The organism is Natrialba sp. SSL1, from assembly GCF_001861355.1.
GTDB lineage: Archaea > Halobacteriota > Halobacteria > Halobacteriales > Natrialbaceae > Natrialba.
Genome location: NZ_MASN01000035.1, coordinates 418,873 through 444,688 on the forward strand (window position 1 = coordinate 418,873; position 25,816 = coordinate 444,688).

The following is a 25,816-nucleotide window of genomic DNA, read 5'->3' on the forward strand; positions in this document are numbered from 1 at the left end:
TCCGGCTGTAAGCCGGGTCTGCAGCGGAGAGCGATTGACGATCGGGTATCCAGTTTCGCTCCGTAAGTTCCGCTTTCGGAGTCGCGACCGGCTGTATCGGCCGCATCACTAAGGCCCGCATCGGCAATCACGTATGCGTGATGTGTGTATCGGTGACAAGGATTGCGGGCTGGCTTCCGAACCGATGATTAGCGGCACGCCATCGCTGCTCGTGGCGTCGCTCCCGACCCAGCAGCCAACCGGCATCGAACCGTTCGTCGGTCGCTACGCCGACGACTTTCACTTCTACGGCTCCGGAAAGGTCGCGCTGCGCGACGGCCTCGCCGGACTCGTCGACGCCACCCGACAGCAGAACGTTCTCGTCCCGGCGTACCTGCCGGACGGCGTCGTCGAACCCCTTCGGGAACTCGGGCTCGAGCCGCGATACTACGCCGTCGAACCGACCCTCGCGCCAGATTTCGTCGATCTGGAACGGCGACTCGACGACGATACCCTCGCCGTCATGTCGGTGAACTACTTCGGGTTTCCCCAGCCCGGACTCGCGGAACTCGAGTCGATCGCCGACGACGCCGGTTGTTACCACATCGACGACAACGCTCACGCGCCGTTGAGCGTCAACCACGGAACGCTGCTTGGCACCCGTGGCGACATCGGCATCACGAGTCTCTGGAAACTCCTGCCGATTCCGAACGGTGCGGTTCTGTACTGCAACGACGACGCGGTCAGCGACCACTACGAGCCATCGTCACTCGCGGGTATCCGCGGGAGCGTCGATACCGCGGACTGTCGGTACATCCTCAAATCGGTCGCCCAGGAGTTCCTCGACACCGCACCGCCCGTCCGGCACTCGGTCGACGCGCTGCTCGCCAGGCGACGAGACGGCTCCGACGAGCCAGCCGTCGGCACCCCCGCCGACCGGTACGAAGCGTGGAAAACACCGATGTCAAAGCTCGCAGCCTACCTTGCAAGCGATATCGACCCGAGCGAGATTCGGCAGGCGAGGCGGGCAAACTTCCGGACCTGGCGGCGCGTTCTCGACGAGTACGACTCCCTCGAGCCGGTCTTCGACTCGCTCCCTGACGGGATCTGTCCGCAGGCGTTTCCGGTCCAAACTGACGACGCCCGCGCGTTCATCGCTGAACTCGAGCGCGTCGGCGTCGACGGCGTCCATACCTGGCCGCGACTCGCCGGCACCGTCCTCGAGAATCCCGCGTACGAAACGGCGGCCCGACTCTCACGCGAAACCGTGACACTGCCGGTCCACCAGCACGTCGATCCGGCGGAACTCGAATCGGTCGGTGACGCGCTTCAGTGGGAGTAAGTTTCTCGCCGGTTTCGTGCGTGGTCCTCCTGTGACTGCTCGTCTTCGCCCTTGCCCTCGTCTCTGTCGGCGTCCTCGTTCCCTGTCTGTTCGTCAGGATCCTCCGCGTCGTACTCGTCGGTCGCCAATGCGTGTAACTTCGCCCGCACTGGACCCGCGAGTTCGTACGACCGTACCTCCGTCCGATCGAGAATCGACTCCGTTCGGAGCTCCGAAAGCAGGCTCTGGACCGCCACCGTCGACCGATCGACCTCGGTCGCAATCCGTTCCGTCTCGAGTGCCCCTTCGCGCGCCAGCACCTCCAGCACGTGGGCGGCGGTTTCGACGGTACAGCGAGAGCCCTCGCTGGCACGGTGGAGCCGGTCGCCGATCCAGGTGGTCTCGAAGAGCGTGACGACGTCTCCCAGGTCGTACTCGTCTTGGTCGTTGGCGACGATGAATCGGGGGTGGGTGTCGGTCTCGACATCGTCAGCACCGTCGTCCGAATCACCGTCGACACTCACGTAGCCGAGTTCGACCGGCGTGCCGCCCGCCTGCACGATCGCCTCTTCGTCCGATTCGGGATCATCTGCCGCGGTGTCGTCCGCATCACGGACCGCCTCATGCTCTAGCTCTCGCACCCGCGACCGCAACCGATCCCGCTGGGAGCGCAACTGCTCTATCGTCTTCGCGCGCGACTCGAGTGTCCCTTCAATCGACTCGATGCGTTCCTCGCGGGACTCGAGTTGCTCGCGTAGCTCGTCGCGCTCGGCCTCCAGCGCATCTCGCTCGTCCGCCAGTTCGTCCCGTTCATCCTCCAGTTCGACCACCTCCTCGTGCAGCCGCCGCAACTCCTCATCGCTTCCGCCGCCGAGCTGCGTCTGCACCGTACTCCGACCGCTCAGCGCGTCGGCCATCTGCTTCGCTGCACTCGAAACGTCGCGGGCCGACTCGAGTTCGTCCTCTAGGGTCTCGATTCGTTTTTCTTTCTTCTCGAGTTCGTTCTCGAGTTCGTGGATGCGGTCCTGTTCGCGGTCCTTGCGCTCTGAGATGTCCTGTAAGTCGCCGACGAGGGCGTCGGAGACGGACTTGAGTTCGGGGCGTTCGAAGTCGTCGAGACCGGGCGTCGCGCCGGCGTCGAAAGTGCGCTTGCGGCGGAACTGGATCTTGCGGACGTCGATATCGGTCCAGTCGGTCTGGACGAACGCCTGGCCGTCGTCGAGATCGGAGACCATCTCCGAGTATTCCGTGTCGATGATCCGGCCGACGACCTTGGTGTCGTTGTCCCAGGTCAGGCGGTGCCAAACGAGCCAGTTCGCCTGCGTGATGAAGTCTTTCTTGACGTCGGCGGGGCGCTGGCTGATGCCGAGGATGCCGAGGCCGTGCTTGCGTCCGCGCTTGCTGATCTTGATCAGGAGGTTGCCGGTCTCGCCGACGCCGCCGCCTTCGGGGATGTACTCGTGAACTTCCTCGACGACGAGGAGGAACGGCTTCTTGAGTTTCTTCTCCTTGACGAACAGCTGGCGCGCGATCTTGCGCAACAGCTCGTTTGCAACGTCCTCGTCCAGATAGCCCGAAACGTCGAGGATGACGGGGACGTTCTCCTCCAGAGCGAGGGTCGCCATCTGTTCGGCGTGCTCGGGCCCGATCTGGATGTCACACTCCTCGTCGGCCCCGGCGTGGAGCATCTCGTACTCCTCCTTGAGGCCGTAGTACTCCCCGTCAGTGTCGACAATGAGGAGGGGGAAGCCGGCCTCGAGCAACTCCTCCGCGATGACGGAGGCGGTGTTCGATTTTCCGGACCCGGACTTACCGGTGACGAACCCGCGGCCGGTCAGCAGTTCGACGACCGGCAGGTGTAGGTCCGTGCCGTCGGCCGTTTCGCCCACGAGCACCTCGCGTTGCTCGCTCACCGCCATCCCACCCCGACTGCGCGCGACTTGATCATTATCAGTACAGTCCGAACACGCGACCTTGAATATTGGCCTCGGCGACGCCCTCGAGAAGTGATCCCTGTTCCGGGAATCTAGTCCACTGTACGGATACTTCGGATCCGTACTCCCGACGATTGCAACGGTAGCGTCTCACGACAAATCGAGAGTCTGTTTTCGTGTCGGAATCCGGGCTGTCCGGAATGTTGCTTAGAGATCAAGCACCCCGAAAATATTCACTCTGATGTGAAGGTGAAGAAGTATGAAACGTCGATCAATTCTTGCGGCTCTCAGTCTGTCAACCGCAGGGATTGCCGGGTGCATGAGCAGCGTGATGCGATCAGACAATGAAAGCCACTATCCATGTGACCACACATCCTGGATCGTTGTTAACGGACTACCCGATCAGCCGAAGGAGGAACTTACAACCGCGATAATGGACGGCGAATACACGACTAGCGGTGATCTACAGCTCTCAGACTGGCTCAATCGAGACGTTGAGTCCCTGTTACTAACCTACGAGGACCGGCACTACAAACCAATTATCAACCGAGAAAACGGGATGACGCGCCTCCAGGTAACCGAAATTGTTCCAACAGGGAACAAGGGAGTACGGGTAAATAACGAACTAGACTATTCAGTCACCGTCAAGGCACGTGTCGAACACGAGTACGACGACGTATTAGACGAACCTGTGCTCTTTGACGGCGAGGTCAAAGTCGACGGTGGTCGCCGCGTGACACTCGATAATACGGACTACTACGGCCGTATGCAGGTGGAATTTGAGATCAAAGAGGTCGACGTATCGGGTGAAGAGGCATCGCGGATAAACCTGAATCAGGAGTATAGAGAAGAGACGTGGGATGCGGACGTGGGCCAGGGAAGCAAGATACTGAATATTTACCCCACCAGGCTCTCGTTCGATACCATAACCGGAAGTCAGGCCTACTGCAGGTGGACTGGCAACGGAAGGTTCAGTGGTATCTGGCCCGGTTGACCCGCTAACGCGTCTCTTCTTCTCTTCGACCCAAGGCCCGCCGATTTCCCAATCCACGGTATGTTTGAACAAACCATACTTGAGAAACAATTATGTCACTGCCGCTCAACGTATCGATCGTTCCGATGCTCCCGACCACGCCACCGTGCACTCGCCATCCGGCAGCTATCGCTGTCGGCAAGGCAGTGCTTGCGTCCATCTCCAGTGTCTATCCCACTGGAAATGGGCTTCTTGGTGGTCGTGGACGGGACCGCTGACGGCACCGCGCCGTCGATTCGACCCCGTCCGCACCGCGCACGTGTTCGCCGGTCGGGGTCGCCGCGACGTTTCTCAGCCTCTCCGTCTCCCCTCGGAGGCTGTCTGTCTCTGCGATGCCGGCCAGCGACACCTGCGCGGGGCACACCGCTCCCGCAGCATACTGGGCTGGCACCGATCGTCGCAGGGACTCGTCACCGACGATCCAACTCGAGTTCGACTCTCGACGGGAGCCTCATGAACAGTACCCAGACCGCAGTCGTTGCAACGCTCACCGTTCGCGTGCCGATCAACGCGGCCGGTAGCCTCGCCGATGGTGCGACCACCGTCGTCGAGCGAATCGACGCCGTCGATCGGCTTGAGGAGGCGACCGTTCGGGGACTCAATCCGGCGCTGAACGAGACGACGGTCGACCTCCGCGTTCGGCTCGTGCTCACAGCAACTCCTGTTGACGAGCGTCCCGACGCCACAACCGTGCGAAACGAACTCGAAGATGGCGTTGGTATCAAAGCAGTCGAAGACGTGCGGACGGACACCATCGAGACGGCAGACGCGGATAGACCGCCGACACAGACGGCTTCGGTGGTTGATTAGCCGTCAGTGGCGGTGTCCGAGTCACCAGCGGTATCGCCATCGACAGTAGCATCTGGCTCACCACTGTCATCGTCCGCAGGACGATCCCCATCGCCAGTGTCGACATCCCGCTCGATAGTCTCCTCACGCACCGTCATCCCCTTTCGGCCGAGGTGCTGCAACTGCCGTCGAGCGAAGTCCTCCTCGCGCGTCCCACGCGTCGCGAGCACGTAGACGAGCGCGCCACCAGCCGGCCGCATCGTCCGCCCCGCGCGCTGGGTCCCCTGCCGGCGCGAACCACCCAGTCCGGAGGCGACGATCGCCAGATCCGCCGTCGGAAGGTCGATCCCCTCGTCACCCACGCGCGAAACGATCAACAGGTCGCGCTCGTCCCGACGGAACTCCTCGAGTAGCCGCCGGCGCTCGTGGTGGGGGGTCTCCCCGCTAAGGAAGGGCACGTCGAGCGCGTCGGCGAGGTCGCGCCCCTGGTCGAGGTAGTCGACGAAAACGAGCGCCTTCGAATCGGCGTGTGCAGACAGGAGATACCGCACGTCGTCGACCTTCCCACGATTTCGGGCGGCGATCCGGTACTTCTCGCGGCCGTCGGCGGAGGCGTAGGCGTTCGACTGCTCGTCGTCGCCCCACGGCACGTAGCGGATCTCGAGTTCCGGTTCGGCGACGAAACCGGCCTCGAACAGCGCCTGCCAGTCGGTGCCGATCGGCGGCCCGACGAGTGTAAAAATCTCGGTCTGGCGGTCGTCCTCCCGAATCGGACTGGCTGAGAGGCCGAGCCGGTGCCGGGACTGCAGGTGCGTACTCCGTCGGTAGACGTCCGAGGGCACGTGCTGGCACTCGTCGAACACGACGAGGCCCCACTCGCGGTCATCGAACAGCGAGCGGTGGCGGTCCATCCCTGCGATCTGGTAGGTCGCAATTGTAACGGGCCGGACGTTCTTCTGGCCGCCGTGGTACTGGCCGATCTGGTGAGGTTCGAGCGAGGTGTACTCCTCGATGGCTTCGGCCCACTGGCGCGCGAGGTCGCGGCTTGGAACAAGCACCAGCGTCTCGCCGCCGACGTGGGCCATCGCGCCCATCGCGGCGACGGTCTTTCCGCTTCCCGGCGGGCCGACGAAGACACCCTCGCCGCCCTCTGCGAAGCGGTCGACCCACGTCTGCTGATAGTCGCGCAGCGAGACACCGAGTTCGATGTCCAGTTGCTCGCCGGCCTCCAGTTCGCGGTGGTCCTGTACCGGATAGCCCGCCTCGTAGAGGATCCGCTTGATCGCAGCCTCCGCCCCCTCGCGAACCCAGTCCTCGGTTTCGGAGATGGGCGCGTGGACGTGCTCCTCGTCGAGTTTCTGGCGGGCGACGTTACCCATCACTTCGGGACTCTTGGCCTCCAGCACGGTGTACCCCTCCTCGTGCGTCGCGAGCCGGAACTGGTGGGCCCGATCCCACTGGCTCTCGACCCAGTCCTCGAGTTGGTCCGAGCGCTGGCCGAGCGCCTGGCGCATGGTTCTTTTGAGTTCGTCGAAGGAATCGTGCGGTGCCTGCCAGACGTCCTCGGGTCTGACGACGTACCGATAGCCCTCCTCGCCGTTGCCGTCCGCGAGGTGGGCGAACTGCGCGAGCTGGGCGCGGGTGAACTGGTCGGGGCGGTCGACGATGATCTCCCGGCGCTTCGGGAAGACGACCACGCGCTCGCGATCGGTCAGGTCCTCGAGTTCGCTCGGATACCAGACGACGGGGTCGGTCGAGACGGAGAGGCGCTCGAGTGCCCCCTGTTCCGTGAGGGTGTCGAGGTCCTCGCTGATTTCCTCGTGGGGCCGGTCCAGGGCACGGGCGACGGCGCCGGCGGTGAGGACGGGACGGCCGGCCTGCTGGCAGGCGTCGTGGAAGGACTCGAGTGAGAGCGAGGGCGAGAGCGACTGGCTGGTCGTCCCACTGGTTGGGTTCGACTCGTTGGTGTCCCTGTCGTCGGAGGGGGTGTTAGACGGGGTGTCGTCGGAGTCATCGCGGGGATGCTCGTCGTTTCGTGTCGCTGACGAACGTTCGTCGGTCACTGCAGGGCCGTAACGGTGGTGGGAGTAAACCGATTTCGCCTCGCCTCGTCTCGGGTCGGGTCGAGTCGGGTCCGGTCCGGTCAGGTCTGGGAGCGCCTGCTGGTAGCGATCCGTGACAGTGCAACACTATATGCCCCGTGGTGTCGTATTTTCTCGTATGTTCCGTGCGATCCTCCCCGAAGGACAGATCATGTGCGAGGACTACGACCGAACGGACGACGGGCTCAGGCTGTACGACGGAGAGGGCGAGTTCATCGCGTTCGTCCCGTACGCGAACCTACACGCGTTGCTCAACGAGGACGTCTACAACGAAAGCGAGCGGTCGATCATGTAACCGGCGACTGATCGATCGCATCGAGCTGTTCCCGGTAGCGATTTCTGACCGTCACCACGGTTGTCTGGGCTGTGTCGGCGACCGCGCGCTGCGGGATGGTTTCGTCACAGAGCAAGCCGGCGGCATAGATCGCTGCCGCGGCGAAGCCGGTCGGCGATTTTCCGGAGTGGAGTCCCAGATCGGTCGTCTGGTCGATGATCTCGACCGCTCTGGTTTCGACTTCCTTGCTCACGTCGAGTTCCGAACAGAACCGCGGCACGAACTGGCGGGGGTTCGTCGGTTCGAGATTGATGTCGAGTTCGTCCGCGATATAGCGGTAGGTGCGGCCGATCTCGCGCTGATCGACCCGCGAAACGGAGGTGACCTCTTCGAGACTGCGCGGAATGCCTTCCTTCCGGCAGGCGGTGTAGAGTGCACTGGTCGCGACGCCCTCGATAGAGCGCCCGCGAATGAGATCCTGCTCGAGTGCCCGTCGGTAGATCACGCTCGCGGTCTCCTTGACCGGCTTCGGAACGCCGAGGGCGCTGACCATACGGTCGATCTCGGAGAGTGCGTACTTGAGGTTGCGTTCGCCCGCGTTCTTCGTGCGAATGCGTTCCTGCCAGACGCGCAATCGGTGGAGTTGGCCGTGCTTATCGGCCGACATCGAATGGCCGTTTGCGTCCTTGTTGCGCCAGTCGATCGTCGTCGTCAGCCCCCGGTCGTGCATGGACTGCGTAAGGGGTGCGCCGACGCGGGAGAGTTCGTCGTGTTCCTGGGCGTTGAACGCGCGCCACTCCGGGCCGTAGTCGATGGGGTCCTCGGTCAGGACGAGCCCGCACTCACCACAGACGCGCTCGCCACGATCCGGATCGTGAACGACGGTATCCGTTTCGCAGTCTGGACATAATCCAGGCTCCGATTCCTGGACCTCGCTTCTGGTGTGGTCGATGATGGACTGCGTCATCAGTAGTGGACGGAAGCCGTGCAGCCACTGTAAGGGGTTCACATGGTTTCGGGAGAAACCCCGACTTACTGCGTCTCACATCGTGTCCCGGCGACGGCAGGGACGAGGATAAAGCCACTCCACGCACGCGGTCGCAGCGACCGGCGACAGCAACGAAAAGGGATCGCTGCCTGAGCAGCGAGGGACCCTGCTCGGATCGGGTCACTCATTGCCGATCCGGCGAGCACTCGAGTGTACGGACAACCCACTGGAACGGTACAGAGGTGAGAAACGGGGCCGAGACGTGTGCTCGCATGCGATCAGGTTTGCGAGTAAGACGACTGTTCTCCGTGTAAAGATCGCTTTCGGGACCAAACCGTCAGGAGAATTTATGTCGCTCGAGCCAAACGTTTCGTAGCAGTGCTGTGTCGACGATCCGCATACCGACATCGTCCCGTGAATCGCCAGCGGCGTCGTAGCAACGGCCGTACGCTATCGGTACACGCGCCCAATCTCTCGATACTACCGGGGTCGCCGCGTGCCGTTGCACACCGAAACACGCAGCAACAGCGACGCGACGGCTGCCGTGCGGGAAGTCTGTCCGTACCCACTTTGCAGCCGGTGCGAAACGTGGCCGTGCTTAAGAGTGTCTCTGTTGGTGTACAACTTGGTGTGTCAATCGTGACTGCGAATCGCCGTCTGAGCGTACAGGGGTCGCTGTCGGTTCGACAGCCTGGTGGTGGTTTCACCACCCAAAGCTGGCTCCCCGAAACCAGGGCTGTTCCGCCGGGTCGGACAGCCGGAGGGACACGATAATGTCCTCCGTCGATACCTCGCTTCCGGACGAACTCTCTTCTTCCGTAAGCGATGCCGAGACCGATGATCAGCTGTCGAAAGACGTCATTTTCGAACTCCTGAAGAACCGCCGTCGCCGCGAGGTACTGACGTACTTACTCGAGGCCGACGAGACTGTCACCCTCGGCGAACTCGCCGAGCAAATCGCTGCCTGGGAGAACGATACCAGTGTCAACGCGTTGAGCTCTGATCAGCGAAAGCGCGTCTACGTTGCCCTCTACCAGACCCATCTCCCGAAGATGGACGATGCCGGAATCGTCGAGTACGATCAGGACCGTGGGCTGATCTCGCTGTCGGATAATGCCGACCTGTTGATGATGTATCTCGATACGGATGCACATCGACAGGACCGCTGGGACCGGTGGTATGCCGGCCTGAGCATCGCCGGCGGCGTCCTCATTGCTGCGGCACTACTCGGTGTTCCCGGACTCACCGCCCTCCCGACACTCGCGCTTGCAGGCGGTGTCGTACTCGCCTTCTTCGCGCTCTCGCTGGCTCACGCCGTGACGAACCGCGAGCACGAGCGGACTGTCGACGGGAAACTCTCGCGCATCGATTGACGGCTTCATCCACACGGCCAAAGCCGTGGACTTTCACCTGCTGGTTCTGTGAGACGACAGCGTTCAGTTCGACACTGGCTTGCTGACTGTCACACCGGTTGATCTGTCCCACCGACGGGTGTTCTCACATTCGAACAGGATCAAGAAGGACTTTTATTCACCCCGCTCATAGCATGAGGTGGCTCCCGGCGACCGTCATCCAGTACCGGGACAGTTCGCGTGCCAGCTTGCTGTTCCACGCGCGGGAGCCACCTTCTCACGAGGTGAATACGTCGGCGCTGTCTCTCTGTGATGGAGAGTTACAGCGAGAGCGGTCTCGATTCACCGAACGTCACCGACGCAACGAGCGCCATCAACTCATCGAACGACAGTCACTGAGTCGAACTCGAGAGCGACGGCTCAGAGACGCCTCGCTCATCCGTTGCCGGTCAAAAAATACGCAAACCGCAGTTCGGCGCCGCTCGAACTGTTGTCAGCGGTCTACTGGTTACGCGCGTTGTACTGTACGTCGACGGTTGCAGTCCCACACAGCGTGAAGTCATCGATCGGCCCCTCAAACCAGTAGGCGTCGAGTTCGTCGTCGACGACGCCACGGACGAACCGGTCGTCGATGATATCCTCGTCGTCGATCGTCGCCGATCGGTAGTCCGACTTGACGACCGTTCCATCGATGCGGAACGAGTACGTGCTCGGTTCGTCGCTGTCACCGCCGTCGATGACGAGTGCGTGTGGCAGGAGTTCGGTCTCGCCGTACTCCGACGGGTCGATCTCCTCACCGTCGAGGAAAACCGCCGCCTCGCCGTCGGTAAACGTCACGTCCGTCAGCGCACCCGAGAACCGGAACGTCTGCGTGGCGTCCGTCACCGAACTCTGGGCCGTCGAGCCGGAGACCGTGGTCGCCTCGTCGTCCGGCTCCTCGTCTCCGTCGAACTCGATCGTGCCGTCGACCGTGATCTCGTAACTCGTCGGTGCGCCACGGCCCTCGATCTCGAGTACGTGCGGGAGGTCCTCACCGTACTCGGACGGATCGACTTCCTCACCGTTGACGAAGACCGTTCCTGGCCCGTCGACGGTCAGCGTGAGCAGGTCGCCGTCGAACCGGAAGGCGTCCTTCCAGTCGGCGACGACGCCGTATGCCACGCCGTCCTCCATACCCGCAGCCGCGTCGATCGTCGCTCCTTCTGCCGTCGACGGCTCGACGTCGCCCTCGGCTTCGAACTCGTAGCGCGTGACATCCGACTCGTCACCCTCGACGAGCAGGAGGTTCTCGAGTGCGGGTTCATCGTCGTCCTCGTCCGCGTCGCCGTTCACACCATCTCCCGTCTCGCTCGTCTCGCCCGACGCGGCCTCGACGGCCGACGTCGGGGTTCCCTCGGGGACCGAGAGCTCGGGGGAACTCGAGACGTTCGATCGATTGAGTCCGCCGCCCTGAACGTTGCCGTCGATTGCGCCGCCGGACATCTGGGCGGTTGCGTTGCCTCGCATGACCACCGCGTGCGGGTAGCCGCCGCTTGCGAAGTGTGAGTCCTCGATCGAGACGGTGCTACCGGGCCAGACCCAGACTGGCCGGCCGCTATCTTCGGTGTAGCCGCCCCAGCCGGGTCCGTAGTCGGTGTTGTCGTTGTACGCGACCGAGTCGACGATGGCGTCGTTGCCGCCGGCGACGCGGTAGGTGCTGACGCCGTTGTTCTTTCCGTAACAGTGCTCGAATCGCGCGGAGCCACCCGAAGCGGTGTTCGAACAGTAGAAGCCGTTGTTCGGCCACCCCTGAACGTTACAGTGGCGGAAGGTAACGTCACAGGAGGCGTCACGGTGGTAGAACACCGCGCCGGGTCCGTGGACGAAACTCTCGCCTTCCTTGGTCGACCCGTCGCCGAGGTAGACGTTCTCGATCAGGACATCCCCACTCGGTGCCGTGATCGAGATCATGAACCCGTCCCCACGGTGGAGTCCCTCGAATCCGATATTGCGGATCACGGAGTTGCCACCCTCGACGAGGAGAACGACGCTGTTGCCGTTGGTCAGGTCGATCAGTTTGTTCTCGAAGGTTTCACCCTGTCCAATACGGATGACCTGTCCGTTGGCGGTGATTGTCTCGTAGTCGTCACTGTTTGCCGCGCCGGCGGTTGCGCCGAACGCGGTCGCTGCAGTCGTTGCCCCGGCCAGTTTCATATACGAACGACGGTCGAGTAATCCACGATTACTCTCGGTCGTCGCGTCGTTCCCGGATGAACCGTCACCCGGTACCGAACGTTCACGTGCCATGTACTACGGGTAATACAGAACTACCGCAATAAACTTTCCCTTTCTCAGGATCTAAAATTTACAGACAGTAGCTATGATCTGATTATTCGTTCACAAAACTATCTATGTTTTTAGCCGCAACGAGGCCGTATACGGCCGTCTCCGGCAAGTAATAGTCTATTACCCAGAATCGCCGCGAATATAGCAGCAATATTTGACGGGTGAAACGGACTTACCGTCAAATTCTACCACGTTCTGCACAGTCACCTATGCGCCTCAGTCGTGGTACCAACACACCTCATACAGTAGACGAGATCGAGGAAGCAGCCATCGTATGAGAGTGTGTAATCGCTTGGCGTTCGATACCGCAGCGATAGGCCTCGCGCGTGCGGGGGACGGTGGCCAGTTCCCAGTACCAGTCGGGGTCAGGACCGGGTCAGTGTCTAGAGCAGTCTCAAGTCCAGAGCCACGGGGAAACGAACCAGTCGCTCGTCCAGTCGTGTGAAAATGGAACGCAAAAGTGGACCGCAGCGGCGGGAGGGCCGTTGGTCAGCGGTGCGTAGCGATCGGCGGTCGACACCGGGCAGCTATCGACGGACGCCAGCCCGGAGCGACCCCCGTGGAGGGTCGTCGTCAGCGGGTTCCAAACGGTGAACCGCGGCGAACCGCTCACCCCATCCCACAGCAGGCGTGCGGTTCGGTATCGTCGGAACATCGAGGTCGGCCATCGCCGCCACATCCCCTTGGCAGCGGTGACCGACTCCTTCTCGTCACGGTGCTCGTCTCACGTCTCTCCGTCGTTCGCTCAGTTCGCGTCGCCGGCAGCCGCTTCCTCGGCGCTCGTTGGCGTTCCATCCGGAATGAACGCGGACGGATCGGTGCCAACCTCGTCACCGAGCTGCACCGTCGATCCAGCGTTTTCGCCGACGCCGGCCTGCTCGTCGTAGTCGGTGTCGGTGACGACGACATCAGTTGGGTTGCCGTTCGCACCGGCGTCGATCGCGACGTTCTGCCCGTTCATCTCGAGCTGGCAGTTGTCGACCTCGATCGTACCGGGTGCCCAGGCCCAGATCCCGCGGCCCTGGTAGCCCTCCTCGTTGATGTAGACACTCGAGTTCGTAACTTTGCTTCCCGCCGTCGCGAGACGGAAGTGGGAGACATAACAGTTCGCAGCGAAACAGCGGTCGATGTGGACCGTGCCGCCGCCGGCGTTTCCGGGTGCGGACGCGTAGATTGCGTTGTCCGCGAAGCCCTGAATGTTGACGTTCTGGAAGTCGATATGACCCGCGTGGTCGGGATCGACCCAGAAGGCGGTCTGACCGTGACCGCTGGAACTGCCGTTGCGGTCGTCCGAGCCGTCACCGAGGTAGACGTTCTCGATGGTACTCGAGCCACCGGAGTCGGAGATACCGAACGTCGCGGAGCCGGAGCCGGAGGTGTTCTCACCGGTGAAGCCGACGTTCCGGACGGTCCAGTCCTCACCGTGTGCGGTGACGATGATGTCCTGACCGGTGGTCATGTCGATAAGCTTGTTCTCCCAGGTCTCACCGGAACCGATCGTAATCGTCTGATTGTTGGCTTCGATGAGTTCGTAGTCCGTCTGGCCCGTTGCCGTACCGGCTACGCCAAGGGTCGTCGCTGCGGTTGCGACCGCTGCGATGGATTGGACGTAATTGCGGCGGGTTAAGCCTGAATTACGGCCGGTAGTCGGAGTATTCTCCGTATCGGACGGACGGGAATTCTGCGCCATACACTACCGTAACAGAACCTTATACTCATAAACCTTTCCTTGGACTTGGAGATTAAATTTACAGATAGTATTGTGAACAGTACTGGATTGGTCACAATGAAAGACGATTCACTCACGAAAATACGAACGAAAAACGGTACAAACGGTTCCCGTAATCCCCTGTTTCCGAATAAATAGCTGTTTAATAGATGATTGACGGCCGCTGGCGGCCGTTTTACTGACTGCTGCCGACTGTCGTTCGAACCGGAGTGAGCGATCGTTTATCGCCGAAACGGTCGGTCCAGTTCCTGGTTACCCACACCGGCTCGGATCAATACGAGACTTCTTTCGCTCGAGACTCGCTCGAGACGTGGGTGAGTAATGAACACAGACGACAGTACATCGAAGACGAGAGTGTCAGACGTTCCGACGCGATCCTATGCTGGCGCGCCGCTCCCGCCCGATGCGTCTACGGCGTACATCTCGAACTCGCTGTTCGAGACGACTTTGTTCACGCCCGGCTGTTGTGAGGCGTCGTCGAGTGCGGCCTCGCTGTAGTGCAGTTCCTGATAGACGTCGACCTCTCTGGTGACGTCGTACTCGGTGACGATGAAGTAGTAGTCGAGATCGTTGTAGGCGCCGGTGTAGTTCCCGGCCTCCCACAGTTCGGGATCGACCTCACCGCTTGCCGTGCCTGCGCCCGAAAGTGGGTCGTCACGTTCGAGTCCGTACAGTCCGTGGTCGTACCGGAACGGATCGTAGCCGAGTCCGGCGTGTGGTCGGTCCTCTGCACCGTGGTCGAAGGCGGTTTCGTAGCCGCTGAACTTCTGGTCGGTAACGTGTTGGCCAGGGTTGTAGATGATCGGCGACGCGTACACCGTCATCAGCCCGAGAACGAGACACGCACCGAGTGCGACCGCTGCAATTGCGTTCGCACCCGGTGTCGTGATGTATCGTGAGAGTCCGCCAATCACGTGCGCGATGGCAATCGCACCGAGGATCGTCAACAGGACGTAGATGAACCCGACCTGTCGGAACGCCATCGTTGGCGTCCCGACGAAGTAGACGAGGAAGATCCCACCGAGCGGGACGAGCGCGAGCGCGAAGTAGGTGACGAGCGTCGACGTATCGCGATCGGTAGCGGTCCAGCCGAACCACATAACCAGCACGAAGAGGCCGGCTGCGAGGCCGATTACGGCGGCGTCGAGAAAGAGCAGGACGAACATCTCACCGAGGCTGCCACCGATTTCCGTGAGCGAGCCGCCGCGCTGGTCGACCGTCTCGCCACCGCCGATATCGGCGGAAAACATACCGTAGACCAGCCCGGAGACGGCGCTCTGGAACCGTTCGTTCGTTACTGCCCAGAGCGTGAAGATCGCACCGAGGACGACCGCGTGCGTGTACGTCGTCGGATGCTCAACGACGGGGTGGTCCTCGTAGCGCCAGCGAGCGAGGTACTGCAGACCCGCGACCGTCCCGACGAGGACGACGACGTTGATCATCTGCTGTGGATGGACGAGTAAGAGCGCGATCCCCGAGAAGTAGATGAGCAGACTGAACGGCGAGAGGCCGAACGGCAACTGTTCGATCGTCGACCGGCGGTGTAAGTAGGCGACGAACGCGAAGATGACGACCGGCACCAGAAACAGCGCGTTCGAGTTCGTGTGGACGCCCATGTGCGTCGCGATGTTGTTGATCGGCAACACCATCCAGGAGACGACCGCGGCGACACCAACCGCGAGCCCGTTGCCGGTCATATCCCGAACGACGAGCGGGACGAACACCAGGAACGGGATAAACAGGATGACGACGCTGAGCAACAGTGCTCGTTCGATTGGAATGCCTGCGAGGAAGTGGATCACCGCCGCAATCGAGTGTATCCCCGGATAGAACAGTTCGTGGGGCTGCAAGCCGCCGTCGACGATGTCCCGCGTCCAGCCGAGGTGCGTGAGCGCGTCACCCATGCCGGAGAACCGGTAGTCGCGGATCAACGGCAGGCTCACGATGGCCGTCACTGTCGTCGCACCGAGCGCGATCGCAACACCCTGCTGGCGGCCACGACAACCGAGTGCCAACACGACCGCAATCGCGAGCGCAATCGCGAACCCGATCCAGGTTGCAGTTGGCGTTCCCGCAAAGATCGACGGCTCGTACCCTGTCGCCGGGTTCGCGCGTGCGATGACGAGTCCGACGGCGAGAGCGAGGAACCCGCCTGCGAACGTGGTGTTGAGGACCGATCTATTCATCGTATCACACTCACAATAGGTTGGTGCCGCGTATCGATACGCATCTCTTGGCGTTCCCACACCGAATTGGCGGTTTGTTATACGGAACTTATCAACGACAGTGGGTAAGAGACGAGCAACTCCACAAATCGAGCAGCTGACCGTGGGGAGAACCCGTGAGCGGACTCAGTTCAGACGCCGGGTACGACGCTCATACAGTCCACTGGACGACTGTGACACACAAAACCGAACGGCGAGAGCGCCACCGACCGAACCGGACTGCTGATCGAACTGACACTGTACGACCTCGTTGTCCCAACCCAGAGGGTCGGCTATGCATCGATTTCACAGTTGGCGACCGATCAACGGTTCTGATGGTTTTTGTAGCCGCTCGTGGTTCGTCGAGGCGATACACACCCCATGTCATCGATCACCGTCGACCCCCCAACCGTCTCCGGCTCCACACTCGAGTGCGACGTGCAGCCATCGCCGGATCTGCGCCGTTTCTTCACGGACGAACCGTTCCGCGTGAGCTACGACCGGCCGCTCAAGGACGTGCCGGAGGGTATTCTCGTGATCCCCGTCCTCGCACAGGTCTGTCCGGTCGCCTGGGCCAACGGCGCGGACGTCTACGTCGAGGAAGTGGACGCGGCGTTCGCGCGCGCACTCGTGGACGTACAGGAATCACTGTGTGCGATGCACGACTTTCTCGAGGGCGGCGAGCTGTACGCGAAGCGAGTAACGGAGCAGGAGCCTTCGGCAGACGAACGCGATGCTGCGGACGCTGACAGCGCCCTCCTCTTTACCGGCGGCGTCGACTCCACCTGTTCGTACGTCCGCCACCGCGAGGAGACCCCCACCCTCGTCAGCATCCGCGGCTGGACCATCACCATGGATCCCGCTGACGACCAGGACTGGACTCACCTCCGCGACCGCGTCACCGACTTCGCCGCAGAGCGCGACCTCGACACCGCCTTCATCGAAACCAACGCCCTCTCCGCGCTCGACCACGCCATGCTGCTCGCCCACTACAAGCGCCACGTCGACGGGGCCTGGTACAGCTCCGTCGGCCACGGGCTGGGCCTCCTCGGCCTCTGTGCCCCCATGGCGTCCGCCCGCGCCATCGACGACCTCTACGTCGCCGCCACCCACTGGGATGGCATCGAACTCGAGTGGGGTTCGCGCCCGGACATCGACGACAACGTGCGCTGGACGGGGACCCAGTGTCACCACGACGCCTACGAACTCACGCGACAGGAGCGCCTCGACTCGATTGCGGAGTACGTCGCAAGCGACGCGCCCGCGTTGGAACTGCAGACGTGCAACACGCGGATGGACGGCAACTGCGGGCGCTGCGAGAAGTGTTATCGGACCGCTGTCGGCCTGCGGCTGTCGGGACTCGAGCCGACGGCGCACGGCTACCCGTTCGATGAGTCGGACTACCACGAGCTACAGACTGCACTCGAGCAGGGACAGTGGGTACTGGGCCAGGACGAGCGGTACATGTGGGAGGACATTCGCGAGCGGGTTCGTGAAACCGACTGTGAGCCAGAGTCGGTCGCCGAGCGCGAGTTTTTCGAGTGGCTGGAGACGGCGGATTTGAACGCGCTCGTCTCGGAGTCGGGGCCGCCGCTCTCCCATCGGGTACTACGCGCGGGCGCGAGGAATGCGCCGACGCCGGTCTACAATGCGGCGTATCCGGCCTGGAAGGCGATGAAGACGGGGTTGCATCGGGTTCGAATGGGACGGTAGCAAGGGAGGTGTCGGCGACACGCAGCGTTTTATCCCGGTTGGTCGTAGCACGCCTATGGAGTCCCCGTCCGGGAACTCGACAGGCTCAACTCGGCATGAGAGGGTGGACCTCGTGTTGGTGGCCATCTTCTGGCTATTCTTCGCGCTGCTCACAGCGACTGTTGTCACCGTCGTCCTCTCAATAGCCGGCGTGGACGGAGAGGCCTATTTCACGGAAGTATACGTCGGAATGGTACTACTCGGTCTCATCTGGTACGTTCTCGCCGGCAGATCGATCCGCGCCTGAGAGCGTTAGCACTACACTGGATTTCCCTCACAAACCGGAGAGGAACAGGTCTCTACCCAGTTCGAAACGGAGTTATTACTCGTCGCGGTCGGCGTCTGTGCCAGTACCTCTGGCATTGTCATCGGCGACATCGCGCTCGACTTCTCCGGGCGTGATCTCAATCGGATGCACGTCGCCACCCTCACCGGTTCGCCCGCGATCGCCGCGGTCACCCTCTTTCTCCCCGCCGACCGGAATCTTCGTCCGGAGCGAGGAGGCGAACGACTGCACCTGATCCGCGACCGTCTGGACCTCCGACTGGAACTCCTCGACGGAGCGCTCGACGTAGTGAACGCGACGGGACGGAATCCGGCGAACGATGTCGTTCCCTTCGTCGTCCTCGTCCGTCTTGATAATCCAGTGGTCCTGGAAGTACGCGATGTGCTCGTTCGGGACCGTCTTGTGGATCGCGTCTTCGTCCGGTTCGTCGTAGACGATCGTTGCCTCACCGAGGTCGCGCTCGAGTTCGAGGTCCTCGTCGACCATAGCGGATGAACGAACGCGAGTGGGGTAGCCGCTGTGCTTGCGAGAGTCGGACGGTGGACAAGCACGCAAAAACAGTCAGATTTCGACGCGCTCCGACGGTGCTGTCACTCCATGTATCCAAGCCCCTTGAGCCGGTCCTCGACGTCGGTGAAGTCCTCGTCCACCGAATCGGCTGTCTGGGGCTGGTCGACCGACGTTCGCTCGACTTTCGTCTTCGACGGCGTCGCCGACGCGTCGAACGCGTCGAACAGCACCCGTCCGTCGACGTTCTGGGGAACCGGTTCGCCGATTCCATGCAAGAGCGTCGGCGCAACGTCGACCACGCGCGCGCCGCGGAGCGTGGCCCCGGGTTCGATCGACGGCCCGCGACAGAGAATGATCCCCTCGTTGCGGTGGCTCGCCGCGTAGGTTCCGGTGTCACCGAACGGCTGGTCGGTAATCGCGTTCCGGCAGTCGTAGCCGTCGACGCCGTTGACGACGAGATCCGGCGAGTCCGGATCGGTCGGGAACAGTTCGTCGCCGTCGTCGACTCTGAGCACCGGTTCGCCGTCCTCGTCGGTGATCGATTCGAAGAGGTCCACCAGCTCCGACTTGACCCGCGGCACCTCCGACGGCGAGACGATGCCGTCCGCGAACCGATCGCTATCGTTGATGTAACAGTTGCCCGCTCCGTGGACGAACGCCGTCGTCTCCTCGTAGTTCACGTCGTAGAGCGCGTGATCGCCCGGAATCTGCTCAGCCACCGAGTCGACCAGCTTCCGCGGCAGCGTCGAGACGAGCAACTCCTCGGAGATACCGACCTTTCCGAGCAGATCCGTGATTCGATCCCGAGAAATCCCCAGGCTCGCGAGCGCGCCTCTGGTTCCCTCGTCCTCACGTCGCACCAGATAGCCCTCTCGCTCCAGAATGTGATTGACGTAGACGAGTTCGTGAATCGGCCCGAAGCCGTGGTCCGAGACGACGTAGAGGTCCGCCTCGTGTCGGTCAGTGTACTCGAGTACCTCGCCGAGGATCTCGTCGAGTTTCTGGTAGTGGGCGAGAATCCGGTCCATATCCCAGATGAGGTGCTGGAACCGGTCAGGGGCGGTGTAGACGAAGAAGAACAGCCGCCAGTCGTCGCCAGCGCGATCCATCTGGAGTTCCATGAGTTCGCGCCGCGTCGCGAGCATGTCGTCGACGGCGACCTCGAAGTCGTCGAGGCGGTCGGCGTACTCGGGGTAGTCGAGACTGATCTCGTAGTCGGGAATCTGGGATTCGATCTCGGACTGGAGGTCGGCGGGGGCGGCGAACTGCTGATCGGTCGAGGGCGTCATCATGCCGGTGACCATGCTACTGCCGTCCTGGGGGTCGCGTGCAGGGTAGGTCATCGGCACGTTGCCGACGTGAGCCGGCGAGAGCAGTTCCCAGAGGGTGGGTTGAGTGATGTCGTGGCTCGTGTACATCTCGTGTGAGTACTCACTCGAGAGGTTCTGGAAGCCGTAGACGCCGTGCTTGTCCGCCCAGACGCCGGTCGCGATAGAGGGCCAGGCGAGTGGCGTCGTCGGTGGACGAGTGCTCTCGAGTGTACCGCTCGCGCCTTCCTCGCGCAGTTTGGCGAAGTTGGGCAGTTTGCCCTCGTCGCTCCATTGTTCGATCAGTCGCCACGGGACGCCGTCGAGTCCGAGCACGAATGCTTGCCCGGAGGGGTGAGTAGATCCGCTCATGATTGTCGAGAAGCCTGCTATCGTGCAGGTGGCCCGATGAGCGCTTTGTTATAGGGAACGTTCACGGACCGTTCAGACGAAAATAACGTTGTTCGGTGACGTTACCGCCCTCGGGCGCCACGCATTTAGACCGAGGGCGAGGCTGGAGAGGACTGGCGTGTGAATCAGCGCGATTCCGTGTTCGGTCTCCATACCGGCCGCAGTCCGCCGACGATACGGCAAAAGCAATCAATAACAAAACCGGCAGGTCGAATCCGTCCAGCGTATGATACGATTGCGTGGTCGTGGTGATACAGATGGGTAGCGTCGTCTGCTCGCTGGATGCGGAACTCGGGTGGGGGTTTCACGATCTCGAGCCGCTCCCCACAGAACGCGTCGAGGCCGGACGACGCGGCTGGTCGACGATGCTCGAACTGTGCGAGGAGTTCGATATCCCGGCGACCTGGGCCGTCGTCGGCCACCTTATGCTCGAGGGCTGTGACGGCGTTCACGACGATCATCCGGCCCCCGAAGGCTGGTTCGAGCGCGAACGAACCGACTGGTGGGACCGCCCCGACCTCCGCTTCGGTCGCGATCTCGTCGACGACCTCCTTCAGTCCAGTGTCGACCACGAGTTTGCCAGCCACTCTTTCTCGCACGTGCTCTTCGGTGCCCCCTCGACCGACCGCGAGCTCGCCGTCGCCGAACTCGAGCGCAGTCTCGACCTCGCCAACCAGTGGGGCCAACACGTCGACTCGTTCATCTACCCGCGAAACGACGTCGGTCACCGGGACGTGCTCGCCGAGTTCGGCCTCAGCGCCTACCGCGGCAAATCACCGACGTACGACGGCGTCCGCGGCCTGTTCGACTCGGCAGTCCGTGACCAGCCCATGCTCGTCGAGCCAACCGTCGACGAGTACGGCCTGGTGAACGTCCCCGCCTCGATGTTCCTCTTCGGCTTCGAAGGCCCCGCACGAACCGTCGCCGAATCCATCTGGCAGGATCCGATGGTCCTCCAGGCCAAGCGCGGCATCGACGAGGCCGTCCGAAACGACGGTCTCTTCCACATGTGGCTCCACCCGAATAACCTCACCCACCCCCGCGACGACCGGCGAATGCGCGCCATACTCGAGTACCTATCCCAGCGCCGAGCGGAGACGGACCTGACGGTGGAGACGATGGGAGACGTCGCCCGGCGAGTGCGTGTTCCGCGCGGCGTCGACGGCGGGACGGTCGCGGCAGACGGCGGGACGATGGGCGGCGATTGAGGCGGCCAGTTCGACGGTGCCTTCGCGCCTTCGGCTCCGTAGTATCCGGTGCGTGCAGAGAGTACGACGGCGATAACAAAGCCCGCATACGGCCGGGTATTGGCTACGATGCTCTCGTCAACGATTGGCCGATTAACCGGCTCCGACGACCTCGCGCTCGGGGTACTCGGCGTCGGCAACATCGGCATGGTCCATCTGAAGTCCGCGCGCTCGATGCCCGGCGTCGAGGTTCGCGCGGTCGCCGACGTCCTCCCCGAGAACCGCGCCCGAGCGGAGCGCGCCGGCGTTCCCCAGACGTACGACGACTATACGACCCTCCTCGAGCGCGAGAACCTGGACGCCGCCGTGATCGCGCTGCCGCCGTTTCTCCACGCCGATGCGGTCGAGCGAGCCGCCGCGGCGGGTGTCGACGTCTTCGTCGAAAAGCCCCTCGCGCGCTCGACCGCGGAGGCAGATCGCATGCTCGACACCGCGCGCGAGGCCGGCATCGCCGTCGGCGTCGACCACACGCTTCGCTACCAGCCCGACATGATCGGCGTCAAGTCCGAGTTCGAGGACGGCACCGTCGGTCACGTCCCGTACGCCTCGATTACCCGGCTCAACGACGGTCCCCTGGGACGCCCGCCCGTCGAGAACGCACCACCTTCGTGGCCGCTCGACCCCGACGCCGCCGGCGGCGGCTCGCTGCTCGAACTCGGCATTCACTGTTTCGACGTACTCGAGTGGCTCTTCGGTGAGCTCGAGGTACAGGATGCGTCGACCGATTCGACGCTCGACATTCCGGTCGAGGACGCCGCGACGGTACTCCTGCGAGCCCCCGAGACGGAGACGTCGATCACGCTGCACTGTGGCTCCTACCAGTGGGAACAGCTTCCCGAAGTGAACACCAGACTCCGACTCGAGGGGATCACGGGCACGATCAGCAACCAGGACCACCTCCCGCAGAACTTCTACGCAGGTGCGGCGAAATCAGCGTTGACCAACGTCTTGCGTCGGTTCACGGGCGACGAGCCCGACGTCTTCGGCCCCACGTTCTATCTGCAGGCCCACTACGAGGCGCTCTCGGCGTTCTGTGAGGCAATTCGAGAGGGAGAACGGCCGCCGATCGACGGCGAGGACGGCCGACGCAGCCTCGAACTCGCCGAAACCGCCGCCGAACTGGCCGCGGAGACAAACACCGCAGAACTCGAGCCAGTGGAGGTGACCCGGTAATGGACCAGCCGAACATCGTTCGTGGCGCACTCGTCGACACGGACGACCACCGCGGCGGCTGGACACCCACCCTCGACGCACGCCTGTCCGCACTCGAGTCCCCCGTCGGCGAGGCACTCGGCCCGGTACTCGAGTCCGTCGCGGACGAGCCCGACCGGATCACCATCGTTCCCGACGCACACTACCCGTTCCATCCCTCGACGGGCATGGTGACGGATCCCGCCGTAGTCGGCGCGGTGCTCGATCACCTCTCCTGGCGGACCGATGCCGACCTCGCCGTCGCCGGTGTGAGCACAGAGTGCATGCCGTTCGAGCGAACGGCAGAGTATCTGGGCTATCCGGATCTCTGCGAGCGAACGGGCGCGGACCTCGTCGACCTCGCATCGGACGGCGACGACGGGGACACCACACGACAGGTCTTCCCAGTAGACGACCGCTCAGTCGCAGTCTCGGTTCCGGAACGGCTCCGCGAAGATACCGTTCTGGTGCTTCCGTCGCTGCGGCCGACCGACGAGGGGGCCGTCGCCGGCGGGATGCGAACGCTCGGCAGGTTCGCAGACGCGGTCGCCGAACCGGCACCGACCGCCGTCGCCGCAACGCGTGCAATCGAACCGGCCAGTTGTCTACTGGATGCGACGACAGCCTACGGTGACGAGCCCTACGCGGCCAACGCACTGTTCGCGGGCCCAACACCCGTCGTGGACGCGCTCGGTGCATCACTGTTCGGCACCGGGTTCGACGACCGGGCGGTTGCACTCGCACCCGACGCGACCGAATCGGTAACCGGTGTGGAGCCCGGCTCAGGCTCGACACCCCAGATTCGCGTCGAACCCGTCGGCCGCGCGGCAACCGAATCCACGGACGATTTCGAGGCCCAGCTCGACACGCTCCGAGCGCGCCTTGAGGGCGGGGCACTGCCCCCGTCGGACGACACGCATCCCGCCGTCTCGATCGCTTACCGGTTGTACGCTGCCGTCGGCGGCGACGCGGTCCCGCCCCAACTCGAGTTGCGGGGTGGCGGCTAATGGCGACGGAGCGCCCATCCGAGACGGACAGCGGTCCCGAAACGGGGCGGGCGAGCACGGCGAGTGCGGCGAGCGCCGAGGACAGCGGGCGCGTCGCAGCCGTCACCGGTGCGACTGGCTTCCTCGGCTCCGCGCTCTGCGAGCGCCTGCTCGCCGAGGGCTGGACCGTTCGCGGTCTCTCCCGCCCGACATCGGACCGCGGCGACCTCGACAACGTCGAGTGGTACGTCGGCGATCTCTTCGAGCCGGAAACGCTTCGCTCGCTGGTCGACGGAGCCGACGCGGTCTTCCATCTCGCGGGGATCGGCCTCTGGAGCGCCGACGCCGACACCGTCGAACGAGTCAACCGCGAGGGCACCGGAAACGTGCTCGACGCCTGTCGAGCCGGTGACGTAGGTCGACTGGTCTTCACCAGTACGGCCGGTACACGGCGGGCTGTCGAGGACGACGAGTTCGCAACTGAGACAGATATCGCCGAACCGATCGGAGCCTATCAGCGCTCGAAGGCGACCGCCGAGCGCTTTGTCGACCGGTACGCCGACGATACCGGTTGCGGTGGCAGTGACAGTGGCGGTGGCGGCGACGCCGTAACCGTCCACCCAACTTCGATCTTCGGCCCAGGTGACGCCGATTTCACGGCCCAACTGCTCTCGATGGGCCTCGATCGAACCATGCCAGCGTACCTCCCCGGCGGACTGAGCATCGTCGGCCTCGAGGACGTAATCGACGGCATCCTCGCCGCCTACGAACACGGCGAGAGCGGCGAGCACTACATCCTCGGCGGCGAAAACCTCACCTACGACCGCGCGGTCGAGCGCATCGCCACCTTCGCCGGCGGCTCACCCGCCCGCCTGCCCGTTCCGGCGACCGCCATCCACGCCGCGGGTCCGGTCGCCGAAGTCGTCGGCACTGTGACTGACCGGCAGCTGTTCCCCTTCGACCGCCAGATGGCGAGACTCGCGACCGACCGCATGTTCTACAGTTCCCGTAAAGCCCACGAGGAACTGGGCTACGAGTACCAGCCGCTGGAAGCGCATCTGCCCGCTGCACTCGAGTGGTACCGAACTGAGTGTCAGTGAGGTCTGGCGGTCAAAACAGTGAGTGCGAGGACTGGACGAGCGAGACGGCGACGGCGGTGCTGGCAGGCTTTTCGTCAGCTCTTTCCCTCCATTTAGCGATAGATATAAGTTACTACCAGTCAACAATTAGAACGGAAGCCGCACCGGGTACGAAAGTGCCCCGGATGTTGGCGCATCCGAGACGTGGCTTCCAAACGCGCTTCGCTGAAGCCATGATTGCATACATTCTACCGGGATATAAACGTCCCGCACGACAATCGACGTGTCGTACTCGAGTAGCCGCCGGCCCGCGATTCGGGACGGATGCAAGAGACGAGACTGACGAACCGGACCAGCACAGCGAGACTGGTCGGGCGTGTGAGAATGAGTGACGACGCCGAAGGTGAACGTGGGGATGAGGGTGAAGGTGAAGGCACATTCGAGGCCGAATCCAACTCGGACGGCAACCACCTGAATCCAGAATCCGAACTCGATCCCGAGGACACACCGCTTCCCAACTGCCCGCGCTGTACCCGTCCCGTCGCACGGACCACGATGATCGGTCCCACCGATGCGGTCGCCGGCCCTTGCGGCTGTCGGGTCGCACCCGGGTTCAGCAAACGGGGCCAGTCTGACACCCGCGACGAGTAGCGTTCCCCACCCCGACTGCAGAGTGAATACGACCGGCTGCAGCTGCTTGCACCGGTCGCAACCGCTCGCAACCGACAGCATCCGACAGCAACGGACTGGAACTCGGTGGCACTCGAGTATCACCGAGTTGCGATTGAGTCGCCACCGAGTTGCGGTCGAGCATCGTGAGTTCCTCGAGCCAGACGCCCGGACTCGAGTTGCGGCGGGACGCTGGGGCAGTGCGTGTGGGCTTGGGCGGGTGGAATTGCTACGTGTTGGGTCTATGGTCACCACCACCACCACCGCCACGAAACCACCGAAACGCAGACCCAACCCCAGATCAGTGCACTCGTCCGCCCACTACACTGCCCCGGTTCGTCTCCGCAA

General features: G+C 63.0%; 20 protein-coding genes. 12 read left to right on the forward strand and 8 right to left on the reverse strand.

What is annotated here, in order from left to right; all coding sequences use genetic code 11:
• Positions 1-184 precede the first annotated feature (184 nt).
• The gene (locus tag BBD46_RS12945; protein WP_071402098.1) at positions 185-1,321 is read left to right on the forward strand and encodes a DegT/DnrJ/EryC1/StrS family aminotransferase; all 1,137 of its coding nucleotides are present in this window, start codon (positions 185-187) and stop codon (positions 1,319-1,321) included.
• Here the strand turns inward: BBD46_RS12945 and BBD46_RS12950 are convergent.
• Positions 1,309-3,219: a helicase HerA domain-containing protein gene (locus BBD46_RS12950; RefSeq protein ID WP_071402099.1), complete on the reverse strand. Its 1,911-nt coding sequence runs from the start codon at positions 3,217-3,219 to the stop codon at positions 1,309-1,311. The two genes, BBD46_RS12945 and BBD46_RS12950, sit on opposite strands and share 13 nt — an antisense overlap.
• A gap of 274 nt (positions 3,220-3,493) precedes the next feature.
• On the opposite strand from BBD46_RS12950, the gene BBD46_RS12955 reads away from it, so the two are divergent.
• Complete coding sequence (locus BBD46_RS12955) at positions 3,494-4,228, forward strand: hypothetical protein (RefSeq protein WP_139173590.1); 735 nt, start codon at positions 3,494-3,496, stop codon at positions 4,226-4,228.
• Between the two features lie 492 nt (positions 4,229-4,720).
• Complete coding sequence (locus BBD46_RS12960) at positions 4,721-5,077, forward strand: hypothetical protein (protein ID WP_071402101.1); 357 nt, start codon at positions 4,721-4,723, stop codon at positions 5,075-5,077.
• Here BBD46_RS12960 and BBD46_RS12965 read toward each other — a convergent pair.
• Positions 5,074-7,119 (reverse strand): DEAD/DEAH box helicase, encoded by a 2,046-nt coding sequence (locus BBD46_RS12965; RefSeq protein ID WP_071402102.1) that lies wholly within the window; start codon positions 7,117-7,119, stop codon positions 5,074-5,076. The genes BBD46_RS12960 and BBD46_RS12965 overlap by 4 nt on opposite strands.
• Before the next feature lie 157 nt (positions 7,120-7,276).
• Between BBD46_RS12965 and BBD46_RS22670 the strand changes: the two genes are divergently transcribed.
• A complete protein-coding gene (locus BBD46_RS22670; protein WP_169331434.1) occupies positions 7,277-7,453 on the forward strand; it encodes a hypothetical protein in 177 nt (58 codons plus the stop codon).
• On the opposite strand, the gene BBD46_RS12970 is transcribed toward BBD46_RS22670, so the two are convergent.
• A complete protein-coding gene (locus tag BBD46_RS12970) occupies positions 7,446-8,399 on the reverse strand; it encodes a transcription initiation factor IIB (protein ID WP_071402103.1) in 954 nt (317 codons plus the stop codon). The genes BBD46_RS22670 and BBD46_RS12970 overlap by 8 nt on opposite strands.
• Positions 8,400-9,193: 794 nt before the next feature.
• Here BBD46_RS12970 and BBD46_RS12975 point away from each other — a divergent pair.
• Positions 9,194-9,793: a DUF7344 domain-containing protein gene (locus tag BBD46_RS12975; RefSeq protein ID WP_071402104.1), complete on the forward strand. Its 600-nt coding sequence runs from the start codon at positions 9,194-9,196 to the stop codon at positions 9,791-9,793.
• A 480-nt stretch (positions 9,794-10,273) separates the two neighbouring features.
• Here the strand turns inward: BBD46_RS12975 and BBD46_RS12980 are convergent, their stop codons facing one another.
• The 3 genes from BBD46_RS12980 to BBD46_RS12990 all read right to left on the reverse strand — a co-directional run bounded on the left by BBD46_RS12980 (position 10,274) and on the right by BBD46_RS12990 (position 16,012).
• Positions 10,274-11,965 (reverse strand): right-handed parallel beta-helix repeat-containing protein, encoded by a 1,692-nt coding sequence (locus tag BBD46_RS12980; RefSeq protein WP_071402207.1) that lies wholly within the window; start codon positions 11,963-11,965, stop codon positions 10,274-10,276.
• 877 nt (positions 11,966-12,842) lie between these two features.
• Positions 12,843-13,787, reverse strand: coding sequence for a hypothetical protein (locus BBD46_RS12985; protein ID WP_071402105.1), 945 nt, complete (start codon positions 13,785-13,787; stop codon positions 12,843-12,845).
• A gap of 416 nt (positions 13,788-14,203) precedes the next feature.
• Positions 14,204-16,012 carry a hypothetical protein gene (locus BBD46_RS12990; RefSeq protein ID WP_071402106.1) on the reverse strand — a complete coding sequence of 603 codons (1,809 nt, stop codon included), beginning with the start codon at positions 16,010-16,012 and terminating at the stop codon, positions 14,204-14,206.
• A gap of 399 nt (positions 16,013-16,411) precedes the next feature.
• Between BBD46_RS12990 and BBD46_RS12995 the strand changes: the two genes are divergently transcribed.
• Both BBD46_RS12995 and BBD46_RS13000 read left to right on the forward strand, forming a co-directional pair.
• The gene (locus BBD46_RS12995; protein ID WP_071402107.1) at positions 16,412-17,743 is read left to right on the forward strand and encodes a hypothetical protein; all 1,332 of its coding nucleotides are present in this window, start codon (positions 16,412-16,414) and stop codon (positions 17,741-17,743) included.
• A 55-nt stretch (positions 17,744-17,798) separates the two neighbouring features.
• Positions 17,799-18,029, forward strand: a complete 231-nt coding sequence (locus BBD46_RS13000) for an NADH-ubiquinone/plastoquinone oxidoreductase chain 3 (protein ID WP_071402108.1) — start codon at positions 17,799-17,801, stop codon at positions 18,027-18,029.
• A 75-nt stretch (positions 18,030-18,104) separates the two neighbouring features.
• Here BBD46_RS13000 and BBD46_RS13005 read toward each other — a convergent pair whose 3' ends face one another.
• Together BBD46_RS13005 and BBD46_RS13010 are read right to left on the reverse strand one after the other, a co-directional pair.
• Positions 18,105-18,554: a hypothetical protein gene (locus tag BBD46_RS13005; RefSeq protein WP_071402109.1), complete on the reverse strand. Its 450-nt coding sequence runs from the start codon at positions 18,552-18,554 to the stop codon at positions 18,105-18,107.
• 104 nt (positions 18,555-18,658) lie between these two features.
• Positions 18,659-20,257, reverse strand: coding sequence for an alkaline phosphatase family protein (locus tag BBD46_RS13010; protein ID WP_071402110.1), 1,599 nt, complete (start codon positions 20,255-20,257; stop codon positions 18,659-18,661).
• Positions 20,258-20,553: 296 nt separating this feature from the next.
• Here BBD46_RS13010 and BBD46_RS13015 point away from each other — a divergent pair, with 296 nt between their 5' ends.
• The 5 genes from BBD46_RS13015 (at position 20,554) to BBD46_RS13035 (ending at position 25,450) form a co-directional block, all read left to right on the forward strand.
• Positions 20,554-21,504, forward strand: a complete 951-nt coding sequence (locus tag BBD46_RS13015; protein ID WP_071402111.1) for a polysaccharide deacetylase family protein — start codon at positions 20,554-20,556, stop codon at positions 21,502-21,504.
• 108 nt (positions 21,505-21,612) lie between these two features.
• A complete protein-coding gene (locus BBD46_RS13020; RefSeq protein ID WP_071402112.1) occupies positions 21,613-22,716 on the forward strand; it encodes a Gfo/Idh/MocA family protein in 1,104 nt (367 codons plus the stop codon).
• A complete protein-coding gene (locus BBD46_RS13025; protein WP_071402113.1) occupies positions 22,716-23,741 on the forward strand; it encodes a DUF362 domain-containing protein in 1,026 nt (341 codons plus the stop codon). Before BBD46_RS13020 ends, BBD46_RS13025 begins: the two co-directional genes overlap by 1 nt.
• Entirely contained in the window at positions 23,741-24,820 is a 1,080-nt protein-coding gene (locus BBD46_RS13030) for an NAD-dependent epimerase/dehydratase family protein (protein ID WP_071402114.1), read from the forward strand. Before BBD46_RS13025 ends, BBD46_RS13030 begins: the two co-directional genes overlap by 1 nt.
• Before the next feature lie 363 nt (positions 24,821-25,183).
• Positions 25,184-25,450 (forward strand): hypothetical protein, encoded by a 267-nt coding sequence (locus tag BBD46_RS13035; protein ID WP_071402208.1) that lies wholly within the window; start codon positions 25,184-25,186, stop codon positions 25,448-25,450.
• The last annotated feature ends 366 nt before the right edge of the window (positions 25,451-25,816 follow it).